We start from the raw sequence: 12,319 nt of genomic DNA, 5'->3' as shown, positions 1-12,319 counted from the left end.
CTTAACTGATAGAAATGTTCCAGTCTTTGTTGTTCGTTGTATCGATGCCGAGGGAAATCACGTTTGAACCCACCACCATTTCACCCATCAGGATCGGCACCGGTCGACCCTGCCCAACCCGGTTTTCAGCGCTGGTGAACGAGTTGTTGGTAATCGAGTTGGTTTGTGCTGCCTCGGCCGATGTTTTGGTTTTCATGTTCCGAGCCGAATAAATTGAATACGCAACAGATGCCACGCTGACCGCCACCATCGTCCAAATCACCCAGGCCGGCGCCGCGGCAATAGCCCCATCAACTATTGGGACAAACAAAACGGTAGAGCCATCGCGCGGCTGGCGGTGCATGTGAAACTCCAGCGTATCAGGCGAGACGTCATCCCCAGCAATGCGCATACGCACGCGGGTGCGGTAAAAATCGCGTTTGAATGCCGGGCACTGCGCTAGCAGCAAACGTAACCCCTGTGCGGGCGTATCCACATTCAGTACGATTTGGCGGAAATGTCGGCGTAGATGCCCTGCAAATTTAAAGACGAGCACTGTTCGTGCCTCCATATCGAATGTGTTTGCTGGACATAGGCCGGTCGGTATGGCTCCCGGCGGCTCAGCCGGCCGGCGCAGTCGTGATGCAGCACCTGTCCGCCGCCAAGATAAATCATGGCGTGGCACGGATCGGCTTCGGGGAACGGGCGGCGGATAATCACGTCACCGGGTTGGATATCCTGCCGCGCTATGGTGCGGAATCCGTTAGCTGTCAGGTTTTTCAGATAAAGATTTTCGCCCCGTACCCACCAGCCGTTTACCCGCTCAAAATCTGGAAGGTCAATGCCGCATAGGTGATATGCGTCCCGGAACAGCGTGTAGCAGTCCGTCACGCCGTGTTCGAACTGCCTTCCCAATAGATGGGGGACGGGACAGAATTTGCGTAGCACCCCGCAGCTAACCAGCCACCACGGCAAAGCGGTCGTTATCTGCATCTGCCGATCGGCACCGGATAGCGCCAGCGAGTTACCGGGATGAGAATGAAAAACGGCGGTGATTTCTCCCGCCGCTTCTGCTTTTAACCAGTCATCGTCGCTTATTCGGAAGCGCTCTGCCGGGTTTGAGTGTATGTTCCGGCATTTCACCAGTTGATCATCATTAACAACCAATCCGCACACTTCCCGCCCCGGCTCACCGGCGGCGTAGTCGATACATTCTTGCTCCAACATCACGACACCTTCGACGATCCGGGGAATGTGCCAATCGGCAGGACGGCGGGTTTCGGGAAGCGTAGGCGGCAGCCGGACTTGCGGTGGGAACAACGGTCTTTCGATGCATCACCCGTCGGATTGTCCCGCTCGTCGGCAACCGGGCCGCCGGTATAACCGCAGCCGTCACCGCGGTAAAGCCACTGACACACGTCGGCCAGAATTGTGCGAGCCGGGATGATGGCGTTGTCGCAGTCGATCGGCGTCGCCAAGTTGTAGGTCACGGTTTCGAACGTCTCTTCCGCCATTTCCTCTATGACATAACGAGAAACCGCTTCTTGCGTAGGATCGGCATCTGGATTGCCGTTCGGAAAGTTCACGGCATCCAGTGCGCTGACGGGTACCTGACGCCGCGTCACCACTGCGCCCAAGGCATCATCAAAATCAGCATTGATGCCGGTGATAAGCCCGGTGATATTGGCGACTTTCATCGTCGGTCGGGCGTAGGCGCCTTCATTTTTGGTTTCGAACCCTTCCACCGCGATCGGATAAGCTGAATACGCCAACCCCTTCCAGATCACGTCGCCATAATAGTCATTGGTGCCGGCGTGAAACCGGATAATGTCGCCACCGAGCGGCTGCAGGTTAACGTCGAATAGGTCGATGAATGCGCCAACACCGGCATCAACGCTTTGAATAATGAGTTCAGATGGTATATCGCGCATAACAACCCCATTAAAAAGCCCCCATAAGGAGGCTTATCGCGGTACTTGCTCAAAATCAGCTGTCAGTTCATACAGCCCGTGATTTTTCGTTAACGTCCAACTTCGACAGACAAACAGCGCCGGCGCGCCGGTATGCGGAGGCGTCCAATAGAACGACTCCACCGCACCTCGTGCTTTCAAGAATGCTTCTGCGGCCACAGCGACGTTTTCTCGCCCACACATGCCAGATACACCACGGAACGTCAGCGAGTATTTATCCATCACCGAGTTGATCCCCTTCACTTGTCGCTGTTCATAGCCGTCGCCGAACTTCACGACAGATACGCTTGGTTCACGCGTGAGCTGGATACTGGCCTGTGGCGACCAGACGAACACTTCCGCCATGTCATTTCCTTAACAGCCCGTTCGGGCGCTGCTCGCTTTTTATGGTGCTCAAACTGACCTGCTTCATCATTGCAGCCAGCTTTGCCATTGTGGTGTCATCAATACCGCCGGTAGTGTTGATGGTGAAATGGTTTGTCTGGGTAACCGCCGCTCCGCCGCCAGAAGAGCCAGCCAGATCCCGATTACTGATAACAGAGCCGTTATCTCCGGGGATCATGTACTGGCTACCGTTGCTAGCCTTGAATATTTCCGGCTTACCGTGCTCGCCGACTTGATACAAGCTGTCTGCTGAGACGGGGCCGCCGTTGTAGCGGGCGCCGGCGATAGCCAAGCCTTTTGATGCCGCCAGCGCGCCAGTGTATGCGGTTGTGCCAACAGTGGATGCCGCCCCCATCGTGGCAATTGACGCGCTGATCGCCGCTGGCGCCCATGCCGATGCGGCGGCGGTGGCTTGCGCTGTGGTGGCAGCAAGTGCGGCGGTTGCCGCCGCCTGCCCCATAATTGCGTTTTTAACCTGCTGCATTCCCATTTCAATCAATGCACTGATTACGCTGTTGAGAATGGTTGATCCGATGTTTGCCAGCGCCTGCTGCAGGCTCTGAGTGCCATTAATCAACCCAGTTAGCGCACTTGAGGCCGAGCTACTCATCGAATCGATTGCTGACCCCAACAGCTTGTTTGTGGTGTTCTGCTGCTCCCAGATTTGCCACGCCGCTGCTATGCGCTGTTGCTCGTACTGCGTATCTGCAGCGTTGCGTAGTGCCAGCGCATTTTCATGCGCCAGTACACCCTGCTGTTCAAATTGCTGGATTAGTGCCAGTTGCTGCGCATGCTGATTCGCCAGTTGCTGCACAGGGTCAACCTGCCCCAGCGCCTCCTGGGTTGGCGTTACCGCTTGCTGGGAGCGGATTTTTGCCAGCTTCGCCTGGTGCTCCTGCTCCAGTCGCTCGGCGGTAGTGTTAAACTGCTCCTGAGATATTTTTTTGCTGGTCAGCGCAATCTTCAGGTCTTTCAAATCATCCTGATAACTCTTGTTCTCCGCTGTTTCTGGTAGCATCTTCTGAGCAGCCGCCTCGGCGCGGATGGCGTTAGCCACGTCCCATTTTTTACCGGCTAACTCCCCGGCCAGCCTGATCTGCTCATCAGTGGCGCCACCACCTAGAGACTGCTGGGCACGCAGCACAGCCTGTTCACGGGTCAGTTCGCGGGTAGACTCTGCCGTCATTTCCGTTTGTTGACGCAGGTTTTCAAGTTTCAGCGCGATGGATTGCTGCTGATTGGCGGCTTTGTTGGCCTCAGATTCAGCTTCACGTTGGGCTTTTTCCCGATCTGATTCTGCTTCCTTCAGGTCGTGCAATTTGGCCGCGTACTCCCCAGCCTCGCGAATCTGATTAGTGTTTCCGCCCTTGGTTTTCGCTTTATCCTGAGCCTCTGTGATAGCGCGCTGGCGTTTATCGACAATGCCAAGCAGTTTGACCTGCTCTTGCAGGTCATCTATCTCCTTCTGTGCATCCGGGTTAGCCGTCACTTTCAGCGACGTGGCGTTAAATCTCTCCTTCGATTTAGCTGCAAAATTAATCATCTGGCCTAAATTATTCATCATGCCAGCAGCTACGCCAGTCTCTTGACTGTTCCGCTGGAGCAAGTCAGCCCCCTGCTTCAGCTGACCATTCATCTGAGCCTGAATGATCCCGACTTTGCTGGCCGTCTGGCTGCGCTTGGTCTCCGCTTCGTCGAGCTCGCCGGTGGCGATCCTTATTTTACGCCGGATGTCGGCAAGGTTTTTCCCCCACTCGCCCTCTGATTTATATTGAGATATCAAACCAGTGTATTTCGATTCCTCGGCACGCAACTCGATGAGTTGCGTTTTTAAATCAGATATCGCATCAGCCTGAGCAATCAGGGATTTTTCCCCTTTTGCGACTTCTTTATCCAGTTGCGCGAAGCTCATCTCGCGCATTTTCGCGATAACACCATCCAGCTTATCGGCAAAATCGATGCTTTCTTGTTTGGCTTGCTGCATTCTCTGGTAAAGAAAAAACACTGTTGCAGCCGCTGCCATAGCAAAACCAGACGGGCCACCGATCAATGCCAGCGCGCCGTTTAGCAGTCCTATTGATGTCCTTGCAGCTTTTGTGGCGGCGGTAGCCATCTCTTGTGATGCTGCGTATCTACCATTCGCTGCGGCGGCAACGCCGGAGGCATCAGCAGTCGCTAAACGAGCAGAGGACACTTGCGCCTCTGCCTGCGCTATCGCCGTTGCCCTAGCCTGAGACGCGGCGGCCTCGGTTGTTGCCAGTTGAGCGGTAAGAGCGGTAGATGCGCGTTGCAGTTCAGCCATGCGCGTTGCAGTAGCAATGCGGCCCTGCTCGCTGATCTGCGCCTTCAACCGTTGAGTTTCTAATGCTTTTTCCGCTTCAATTTGAGCCAAATTCGTCCTGATACTAGCCGCTTTGGAGTCAGCTAACGCCACCTCAGCCACACCTGCCGCATTCGTTTCGCGGATGACATTCAGCCGCGCCTGCGCCAGATTCAGATCGGACAGGGCCGTGTCCTTGTTAGCCTGAGCCAGTCGAAGCTGTGCCGCCGCATCCAATTCGGCAGCCGCTGCGGATTGTGCCGCCGCCTTTGCACTGGCAATACTGGCCGCTATGGATTTAACCTGCTGGGCCGCAGCCATAGTCAGCGCACCAGCAAAGCGACCACCAAGCACAACCGCTACGGCGGCAAGCGCACTGCCCATTATCTCCATATGGTTACTGGCGGAGATTACTGCGTTATTAAAAATTGATAGTCCGGTTTGAACGGATGTACTCTCGCCGAAAAATTTAGTGATGTTGTTTTTGGCTAATTCCAGCGATTGGGAGGTCGTTGCGATGGTTTTGGCGAACTCTGCGCCGATTTTTGAACCCTGAGACAGCAACCCCTTAACAACAACATCTGTTGTCAATTTGCCCTGTGCAGCCATGTTGCGGAGTTGCCCAATACCGACGCCGAGCGAATCCGCCAGCGCTACCATAAGCCGGTTGCCTTGCTCGTTGACGGAGTTAAATTCCTCGCCGCGCAGTGTTCCAGATGCCAACCCCTGCGATAACTGGATGATGGCGTTCTCCGCCTCCTGCGTGGTGGCACCAGAAACGATGAATCCCTGATTGATGATGGCGGTCAGGCGGGCCAAATCGCCAGCGCTGGTGCCGTATTGCCGAGTGGCGCGTTCGAGTCGGGCATACAGTGACGCGGTAGCATCGAGGCTGGAGCGAGTGGATTGAGTGATCGAAAATACACGCTGAGTAACGTCTACCAGTTGTTCATGTGGACGCACAGAGTTAGCCAGCTTGTTGCTAACAGTCGTCCAAGCATTCGCATATTCGGACACCTGCTGAACGGATAATGCCGCCGTCAGCGCCACCGCAACACGTGACAGGCTGGACATGGCCGTTTCTGTCGCTTCAATACTCCGCGTTGTTCGCGTGAAGCCCCGCCCCAGAGAGTCCAGCGCGGAATTTGCCTCCCGTTGGGACGACAGTAATTGTGCGGTTTCTAACTCGATATCGTAATAAATCTCACCTGCTTTAGTCGGCATTTACTTTTCTCCGGGCATAAAAAAACCCCGCGAGCGGGGTTTTGGCTATACTGCGTTAAATTAATCATAACCACGTTCAATAAAGGAAGGGCCACAACCATAAAACTTATCTCCAGCTTGGATAAGGAATTTATGGCGAGGTTCAAAAGGTTTAAATCTCGCGATCATTGAGCCATTATTGAATGTAAATGAATATTCCTCACCGTTCCATTTTGGGCCTTTCCCCATTTGAACACCGCCTGCAATGATCATGGCTGGGTTTTTCCCCGTAATCATTGTTACATCGTCCCACACAAGACAGTTAGTGGTGAATGCATGTTTCTCTGTCATAAAATATGCTTTAGCCTGAGAAACAGTCATTTTTTCAATGGATTTTATTTCGTTTTCTTTATTTTCCAAATCCCTGATTGCATCGCTAACAACTCTGCATGATGCCCACTGCTCTGTGGTTTTGCTTATTCTATCAGATACGGCAAAGTTGCTTTTATCTACACTCGCTGCAAATACTTTATTTCCATCATCGCTAATTAGTAACCCGTCCTTTTTTGTTGTAAGTTGCGGCGTCATTATATAAGTTCCATCTGGCCTGTATGCCTTGAATGATGAGCCACTAACCTCAACTCTACTGCTTCCCATATTCATCATTGGCGCGCCAACACCTTTTGAGATATCAGCCTTGGCATAAGAACAGGTTAGATAATCACTTGCCATCGCGCTGCCAGATAAAAAAAATATAGCGGTAATTAATGCCTTCCTCACATCCCTATCCCCATCAGTTAAAGAAACTAATGTTAGCACCTACCGGTGGCCGTGTGGATAGCCTGTTTTTACCGGGTCAGGCTCCCGTTCCTGCCATTCCCCAACAGCAAGAAGTAGAGTAATCTGCGCTGCGCATATCGACACGGAGGGCACTATGGCGCTGTCATTTCAACGGATAGTTGAGCTATCGCAGGGTTGCAAACCTAAATCTGGCGAAGCCCAAGAGCTGGCCGAATTAATCATTGATATCGCAACAAAGGCACCACGCCCCGTTAGCTATCAATGGCGCTGGCGCGATCATGTCATTGGCTGTTCACATGAGTGGCAATTTAGTGCAATCCCTGTCAATCACCCTGATGTTGAATGCCGGATGGTTTACGATCTGCCAGGAGCGCCAGTTATTGACTAATCGTTGACGCCCCGATCACTATCCGCTACATTCTGTGTCACGAGGCGTAGAAACCTCTCCAAAAGCGGTCCTAACCAACCCCGATAGCGTTGGATTTTTTATGCCTGTCATTCAGTGGGCGCAGTGCGCGACCACACCCCGAATAATGTCGGGAGGGCAACGAATACAACACCCAGCAATGGGGAATAAGTTCGCGGTATCTTTTGGGCCGTTTCTAACCTCCCGACACCCACTTGCGTGGATTTCCGTAGAAAGAAACCAAAAGAGGTCGTCATGACTACATTCACAGTAGAAACCCTGCCAGCCATCAGCCACAACTCAATACCGGTTATCACCACTGAACTGCTGGCACAGCTTTACGGCACTGACTCCGTTCGCATCCGCAACAATTTTCAGAGAAACCGTGATCGCTTTGTTGAAGGGAAGCACTTTTTTAAGCTAACCGGTTCAGAATTAAGCGAAATAAAGCACAGAGTATCTTTAAGAGACTCTGTGAAAATCCCTACAAATATTCGCGCCTTAACGCTATGGACAGAACGCGGTGCCGCCCGTCACGCCAAGATGCTGGAGACAGATCAAGCGTGGGACGTGTTCGAGAAATTGGAAGATTGCTACTTCAACCAGTGCGAAAGCCGCCCGGAGAAAACCACAACACTGGAGCGCACACCATTGCGTGACGCTGTTAACCTGCTGGTCGGCAAAACCGGGATGATCTATTCGGATGCCTATTCACTCATTCACCAGCGTTTTAATGTCGAGCGCATCGAAGACCTGACTCAAACACAAATGCTACAGGCGATTGAGTACATCCACTGCCTGATAATAGACAATCGCCCGGTATCCTCTCCGCTATTTAGTGGCCGCGTACTCCTGACCTTTAGAGATGGCCGGATGGATCGAGCCGAAATAGCTCGTGAAGATGAGCACCTTATCAGCGTAAAAACAATGACCGAGCTACTCCAGAAACGCGGCTTCGTCATCATGACAAAAGATGAGTTAACAACCCGCATTGCCGGTATTTTAGGTTGACGCCTTCGGCGCATGGACGCGCCACGACATCACGCCTCTATTCCCGGCAGGTACATCTGCACTTCATCGGCTGCCCGTTCTCGCGCAGCCTGGAGCAGTCTTTTGCGCCCACCCGCACCCCATCCAGCCATTTTTCTGGCGCACTGGCTGATCTCTTTGGTTTCTGTGCTGATGATGTGGTCAATCTTATTCAGGCGGGACATGGCACTGATACCGAGGCGAATCGCCATCCTGAACACCTCGTATACCTCGATTTCAAATTCCGGCTTAATCCAGGCTGCATAGCGTATGGCTAAGATCTCAACACCCCAAGCACCGGTTTCATCGCCACCCTTCGTCACTCTAAGTGGCTGATTTTGTTCCGAAGCACTTTTTAGTGCTTTGGCCTGTAATGCCTTAATGAAGCGTTTAACTTGCGCACTACGCAAGAACACGCTTGGCCTTTGAGATTCAGTAGCCTCACCATTTGCGACCGCTGCGGCATGGAGATCATTGAGACTGTAGCGCCCGGCGTCATCAACACGAACGGAAACGCCGTTTACTGATACGGTTGGATAATTCATAGCGATTTGCCTATAGAAAGCAGAGCCTGTCACACAGAGCAGCCGCCTCCCAGAAGGTCGCCACCAACGGCAACTCTCAGGCTCGGCTTTCTGTAGGCTCTGGGATTATAACGTGCGCGTGTGAAGCGCGGGGATAAAAAAAGCCCCATCGGCTGACGGGGCTAAGTTAGTGGGTTGATGGATTTCAAATCAGTTGACGGAGTTCAGTGGGTGTTTTCTTTCGTCAGTCTCGCCGCCTTTCGCCGCAAGTAGTCATCGGCTACCGCGTCGTATTCCTCCCTCGTGAACCCCTTCTGGTCTGGATATTTGGCGGCCAGCAGCATGATGAATTCGGTCATCGTCAGGTTCTCGGCCTCCTGTCGACTCATGCCGAAATGCGAGCGCGCCGCATTGATGTACTCGACAGCGTGGAATTCGGTTGTACGCTCGGCAGACTCGTGACGCTGCAAACGCCGCACCTTGGCCTTACCAATAATGCCGTGGGTAATCAGCGACTGCGCCACCAGCACCAGATCGGGAGCCGGCATTGAGCCAGGGCGCCATATAACGCCGTCTTTACCGGTCTTCCTGGGCACCAGCTCCCCGGTCAGGGCTGAGCAATCAGTATCGCAGCACGCCGCCAGCACCGTTATCGCCGCCAGCACCGCCTGCCTGCTGAATATCGGTCTGGACACGTGAGTTATCAGCCATGCTGGTGCTGTGCCGTAGGCATCAATGGCGCGTTCAATGAGCTGGCGCGCCTCGTCATTATGCAGGTCATAAAAAGCCCGGACCACCTCAGCCGGCTCACCAATTCGCGTCATAGCTGCGAATGACGGTCGGAGCAGATAATCGCGCTGACGTGTCGAAATCACGCACTCGCCGATCGCTTTCAGTGGAGTCATGGTTCCCCCTGGGTAAACACGCATTATCAAGGCCACCAGCTGGTGGCCTTTGTAATGCCCGTTAACTGACGGTGACCGTATGGGTTGCTACAAAATTTCCGTCGGCGGTGGAGATAACAATTTGCGCCGACCCGGCGGCAACACGGCTAACTGTAACCGTCGTTCCTGACGCCGTCGCTGTGGCTTTGGTTGGGTCAGTTGAGGCCACGGTAAACGTTTTGTTTGTCGCGCCAGTTGGAGCTACGGTAACCGTAAACGTGCTCGTTCCGCCGGCGGCCCCGGTGCTGGTAGTCGGCGAGATTGTGACGCCGGTTACAGCCACGGTGTCAGTTTCGTTAACCTCGATCGTGCTCGCGTCACCGACTTTGAATTCGGTTGAGAAAGTCACGATATCATTGGTCCCACCGTCAGAGCTCAGTGCGGTGATGTTCATATAGCCGACGAACTCTACCGGGCCATAGTCCATCCGAACCCAGATACCGGGCTGGCGCTTGGCCGCAAGCTCAGTCGAAAAGTACTTGATATATTTACCGATTCCGTACTGATCAAGCCGGTCTTTCTTGCGCACCTCGCCTTCAAAACTGATGGTGAAATCGCTGTTGGTGATGATGGTTTCAACAAAACCGGCCCCATCGTCAGCGTCAGATGTCACCGTGTTGGGGTTAAAGTCAAAACCCTTGCTGGTGCCGGCCGCCAGCGCCTTCCAGTCGGCCTCTGCCGGTTTCGCGTCCGGGCACCCATCGGCAACTTCCAGCACGACCGCGCCGCCGAATAGGCGCTCATTAGAGTTAGTGCAATCGCTCATTGCGTTCTCCGTGATTTGGGAAATAAAAAAGCCACCCGCGGGTGGCGATAATTCTGGGGTGGTTTATTCCCCATAATTGCAGGCGAATTGCAGACGAAACACTATCCGCCCGTCCTCTGTGAGTACCGGCGGCGGGATGCCGCCCATGTTCTGGATAAAGCCCACACACTCATCGCCCATCGGGTTGGCCTGTACATAGTCGATGATGCGCTGCACCGCGCTGGCGGCATCGCGGCGCTTGTCTTTGGCCCCGATGATATCCACCAGCACATAATGTTCAGCCCCCAGGTCGTTACGGATAGCGGTACCGCCGTTCGGCCGGAACACCATCACTGCTTTTGATAGATCGCCTGGGTCGTCGTACATCAGCAACTGGACGGTAAAGCCGTCAGCTAGTCCGGCATCACCGAACATATTGCGCACGCGCTCATATATAAGCGGTGTCATAACGCCAACTCCTTACGCATTGCTTCGGTGATCTGTTCCCACGTATCGGCAAAACCCTTAGTCAGGAACTCTTTTTCCGCCGTAGTTCGTCGGAATGCCTGCGGCACATCCGGGTCATGAACGTACACGGCATAGTTGGCCGAGTAGCCCACGCGCCCGGTCAGCCGGGTCCCGCGGACGTTTAGCTCCCGGTATTGGCTGTTCAGCAGCGTAGACGTGTCGATCGGGGTGTACAGTGCCGCCTGTGCCGCGCCAATCAGCATTGCCGATTGAATGGCGCGCACGGCTTTACGCCCCTGAATATCGTTGATAATCCGCTCCAGTCCGCGTTTTGATTGGGCTATACCCCGGACTTTTGCCCCCATGATTATGCCCCCGTCAAAATGGCGAAATCGTCTGCCAGTCGCTCGAACGTGTCGGCGTATCGTATAACCTGCCGCACCTCGTCGGCGCCGGCGGAAACCGGGTCAGCCTCTGTTGATTCGCCGATCAGCAAATAATCACCAGCATCGGCCAGCGCATATTCCGTCCACACCGTATTTTTGACGACGATTTCAGCGCCCAGACTGGCTAACTTCTTGCTGAGCCCGCCCTGGTAATCGCACATGATGACTTCCGGCGCGGCGTAGCCCATTGGGTCGCCGTACTCATCATTCCCTGCAAGCTTGCGCCACACGGTCGCCTTCGCCGTGTAGCTCCAGTTTGCTGCTGACGACATACCTATTCCCTCCACTGCAATACGATAGCGCCGGCGGCCCGAATGCGCGGGCAGTTAATAAACCACGCGCCGTCCGATTTGACGTAGCCGGTAGTCTGCCGCCCGGTGTCGGTCATCACCCATACGCGGGTGAACGAACGCGGCAGCCGGACGCTTACTGATACCCACGTCATCAATCAGCCCCTACGACAGTGAAGCCAGTCAATTGGTTGTCATCGCCGTAAATTGCAGCGGCATAGCCAGTGCCGGGCTTCGCCATTGCATTAACAAACCCGACGACACCCATAGTGATGACACCATCACGAGACTGCGAGCAGACGAAGGAATGTCACTACCGAGGAATTCGTCGTTACATACCACGCGATGATTGACCAGGGCAGCCGCCGCCGAAGGGTCGGTCGCAAATAACTGGTTAAGCAACTCGGCGATTTGTTTTGCTTCAAGCATCAGCAGCCCCCGACAACCATAAACAAACCCACGCTATTGCCGGCACTAATTGGCAACGCCCCGGTGCAGCCGCTGGTATCGAGGCGGATCAGCGAATCACGCAACCAGGTGATACCGTCCTCCCCATAGTCGAATGACTGGGACGAACCGGACGGTGCCCCACGCGATTTAATTCGCCGGGCACCCGACGAGGCAGCAAGCAGCGCAGCGGCATACAGCTTGATCAGCTTCTGCGTATTGTCGTCCTGTCCGGCGGCATCAAGGCATTCGTCGATCGCATTGACCTGATCCAGTAACAAGCCCAGCACCACAGACGGGATGCTGTAGCCCAGCTCAGCGAGCAACGCAGACGCTTCGTCAGCAGTTATCTGGGCCGCCATG

17 protein-coding genes are annotated in these 12,319 nt (G+C 54.3%); 2 read left to right on the top strand and 15 right to left on the bottom strand.

Annotated features, from left to right (window positions below; genetic code table 11):
- Nucleotide 1: 1 nt before the first annotated feature.
- The 6 genes from DDA898_RS08745 to DDA898_RS08720 are packed head-to-tail and all read right to left on the bottom strand — an operon-like array spanning nt 2 to nt 6,636.
- Nucleotides 2–535: a tail assembly protein gene (locus DDA898_RS08745; protein WP_038910952.1), complete on the bottom strand. Its 534-nt coding sequence runs from the start codon at nt 533–535 to the stop codon at nt 2–4.
- Nucleotides 478–1,206 carry a C40 family peptidase gene (locus DDA898_RS08740; RefSeq protein ID WP_038910950.1) on the bottom strand — a complete coding sequence of 243 codons (729 nt, stop codon included), beginning with the start codon at nt 1,204–1,206 and terminating at the stop codon, nt 478–480. The genes DDA898_RS08745 and DDA898_RS08740 overlap by 58 nt, the downstream gene beginning before the upstream one ends.
- Nucleotides 1,206–1,910: a phage minor tail protein L gene (locus DDA898_RS08735; protein ID WP_038910949.1), complete on the bottom strand. Its 705-nt coding sequence runs from the start codon at nt 1,908–1,910 to the stop codon at nt 1,206–1,208. Before DDA898_RS08735 ends, DDA898_RS08740 begins: the two co-directional genes overlap by 1 nt.
- Before the next feature lie 33 nt (nt 1,911–1,943).
- Nucleotides 1,944–2,294 (bottom strand): phage tail protein, encoded by a 351-nt coding sequence (locus DDA898_RS08730; protein ID WP_038910948.1) that lies wholly within the window; start codon nt 2,292–2,294, stop codon nt 1,944–1,946.
- Nucleotide 2,295: 1 nt separating this feature from the next.
- Nucleotides 2,296–5,877, bottom strand: a complete 3,582-nt coding sequence (locus tag DDA898_RS08725) for a tape measure protein (protein WP_038910947.1) — start codon at nt 5,875–5,877, stop codon at nt 2,296–2,298.
- A gap of 60 nt (nt 5,878–5,937) precedes the next feature.
- The gene (locus DDA898_RS08720; RefSeq protein WP_236616722.1) at nt 5,938–6,636 is read right to left on the bottom strand and encodes a hypothetical protein; all 699 of its coding nucleotides are present in this window, start codon (nt 6,634–6,636) and stop codon (nt 5,938–5,940) included.
- Nucleotides 6,637–6,790: 154 nt separating this feature from the next.
- Between DDA898_RS08720 and DDA898_RS23160 the strand changes: the two genes are divergently transcribed.
- Nucleotides 6,791–7,045: a hypothetical protein gene (locus tag DDA898_RS23160; RefSeq protein ID WP_152490679.1), complete on the top strand. Its 255-nt coding sequence runs from the start codon at nt 6,791–6,793 to the stop codon at nt 7,043–7,045.
- Nucleotides 7,046–7,318: 273 nt separating this feature from the next.
- Nucleotides 7,319–8,074: an ORF6N domain-containing protein gene (locus DDA898_RS08715; RefSeq protein ID WP_050570239.1), complete on the top strand. Its 756-nt coding sequence runs from the start codon at nt 7,319–7,321 to the stop codon at nt 8,072–8,074.
- 29 nt (nt 8,075–8,103) lie between these two features.
- On the opposite strand, the gene DDA898_RS08710 is transcribed toward DDA898_RS08715, so the two are convergent.
- The 9 genes from DDA898_RS08710 to DDA898_RS08670 all read right to left on the bottom strand — a co-directional run bounded on the left by DDA898_RS08710 (nt 8,104) and on the right by DDA898_RS08670 (nt 12,318).
- Nucleotides 8,104–8,637: a KilA-N domain-containing protein gene (locus DDA898_RS08710; protein WP_038910945.1), complete on the bottom strand. Its 534-nt coding sequence runs from the start codon at nt 8,635–8,637 to the stop codon at nt 8,104–8,106.
- A gap of 203 nt (nt 8,638–8,840) precedes the next feature.
- Nucleotides 8,841–9,521 carry a DUF6246 family protein gene (locus tag DDA898_RS08705; RefSeq protein ID WP_038910944.1) on the bottom strand — a complete coding sequence of 227 codons (681 nt, stop codon included), beginning with the start codon at nt 9,519–9,521 and terminating at the stop codon, nt 8,841–8,843.
- A gap of 61 nt (nt 9,522–9,582) precedes the next feature.
- Entirely contained in the window at nt 9,583–10,326 is a 744-nt protein-coding gene (locus DDA898_RS08700) for an Ig-like domain-containing protein (RefSeq protein ID WP_038910942.1), read from the bottom strand.
- 63 nt (nt 10,327–10,389) lie between these two features.
- Nucleotides 10,390–10,773: a phage tail termination protein gene (locus DDA898_RS08695; protein ID WP_038910940.1), complete on the bottom strand. Its 384-nt coding sequence runs from the start codon at nt 10,771–10,773 to the stop codon at nt 10,390–10,392.
- On the bottom strand, nt 10,770–11,138 hold the full coding sequence (locus tag DDA898_RS08690) for a hypothetical protein (protein WP_038910939.1): 369 nt from the start codon (nt 11,136–11,138) through the stop codon (nt 10,770–10,772). The genes DDA898_RS08695 and DDA898_RS08690 overlap by 4 nt, the downstream gene beginning before the upstream one ends.
- Before the next feature lie 2 nt (nt 11,139–11,140).
- Nucleotides 11,141–11,491: a hypothetical protein gene (locus DDA898_RS08685; RefSeq protein WP_038910938.1), complete on the bottom strand. Its 351-nt coding sequence runs from the start codon at nt 11,489–11,491 to the stop codon at nt 11,141–11,143.
- A 2-nt stretch (nt 11,492–11,493) separates the two neighbouring features.
- Nucleotides 11,494–11,664, bottom strand: a complete 171-nt coding sequence (locus DDA898_RS08680; protein ID WP_038910936.1) for a hypothetical protein — start codon at nt 11,662–11,664, stop codon at nt 11,494–11,496.
- Between the two features lie 28 nt (nt 11,665–11,692).
- Nucleotides 11,693–11,938 (bottom strand): hypothetical protein, encoded by a 246-nt coding sequence (locus DDA898_RS08675; RefSeq protein WP_236616721.1) that lies wholly within the window; start codon nt 11,936–11,938, stop codon nt 11,693–11,695.
- Nucleotides 11,938–12,318, bottom strand: coding sequence for a DUF7370 family protein (locus tag DDA898_RS08670; RefSeq protein WP_038910935.1), 381 nt, complete (start codon nt 12,316–12,318; stop codon nt 11,938–11,940). Before DDA898_RS08670 ends, DDA898_RS08675 begins: the two co-directional genes overlap by 1 nt.
- Nucleotide 12,319 lies beyond the last annotated feature (1 nt).

The organism is Dickeya dadantii NCPPB 898 (genome assembly GCF_000406145.1).
In the GTDB taxonomy this organism is placed as follows: domain Bacteria; phylum Pseudomonadota; class Gammaproteobacteria; order Enterobacterales; family Enterobacteriaceae; genus Dickeya; species Dickeya dadantii.
This window is presented reverse-complemented; position numbering and strand designations above follow the sequence as displayed.

Excerpts from the sequence above, each read along its gene's own strand:
- DDA898_RS08715 (WP_050570239.1), top strand. The coding sequence starts at position 7,319 with ATGACTACATTCACAGTAGAAACCCTGCCAGCCATCAGCCACAACTCA.
- DDA898_RS08740 (WP_038910950.1), bottom strand. The coding sequence starts at position 1,206 with ATGTTGGAGCAAGAATGTATCGACTACGCCGCCGGTGAGCCGGGGCGG.
- DDA898_RS08700 (WP_038910942.1), bottom strand. The coding sequence starts at position 10,326 with ATGAGCGATTGCACTAACTCTAATGAGCGCCTATTCGGCGGCGCGGTC.
- DDA898_RS23160 (WP_152490679.1), top strand. The coding sequence starts at position 6,791 with ATGGCGCTGTCATTTCAACGGATAGTTGAGCTATCGCAGGGTTGCAAA.
- DDA898_RS08670 (WP_038910935.1), bottom strand. The coding sequence starts at position 12,318 with ATGGCGGCCCAGATAACTGCTGACGAAGCGTCTGCGTTGCTCGCTGAG.
- DDA898_RS08695 (WP_038910940.1), bottom strand. The coding sequence starts at position 10,773 with ATGACACCGCTTATATATGAGCGCGTGCGCAATATGTTCGGTGATGCC.
- DDA898_RS08710 (WP_038910945.1), bottom strand. The coding sequence starts at position 8,637 with ATGAATTATCCAACCGTATCAGTAAACGGCGTTTCCGTTCGTGTTGAT.
- DDA898_RS08675 (WP_236616721.1), bottom strand. The coding sequence starts at position 11,938 with ATGCTTGAAGCAAAACAAATCGCCGAGTTGCTTAACCAGTTATTTGCG.
- DDA898_RS08680 (WP_038910936.1), bottom strand. The coding sequence starts at position 11,664 with ATGACGTGGGTATCAGTAAGCGTCCGGCTGCCGCGTTCGTTCACCCGC.
- DDA898_RS08690 (WP_038910939.1), bottom strand. The coding sequence starts at position 11,138 with ATGGGGGCAAAAGTCCGGGGTATAGCCCAATCAAAACGCGGACTGGAG.
- DDA898_RS08705 (WP_038910944.1), bottom strand. The coding sequence starts at position 9,521 with ATGACTCCACTGAAAGCGATCGGCGAGTGCGTGATTTCGACACGTCAG.
- DDA898_RS08730 (WP_038910948.1), bottom strand. The coding sequence starts at position 2,294 with ATGGCGGAAGTGTTCGTCTGGTCGCCACAGGCCAGTATCCAGCTCACG.
- DDA898_RS08735 (WP_038910949.1), bottom strand. The coding sequence starts at position 1,910 with ATGCGCGATATACCATCTGAACTCATTATTCAAAGCGTTGATGCCGGT.
- DDA898_RS08725 (WP_038910947.1), bottom strand. The coding sequence starts at position 5,877 with ATGCCGACTAAAGCAGGTGAGATTTATTACGATATCGAGTTAGAAACC.
- DDA898_RS08685 (WP_038910938.1), bottom strand. The coding sequence starts at position 11,491 with ATGTCGTCAGCAGCAAACTGGAGCTACACGGCGAAGGCGACCGTGTGG.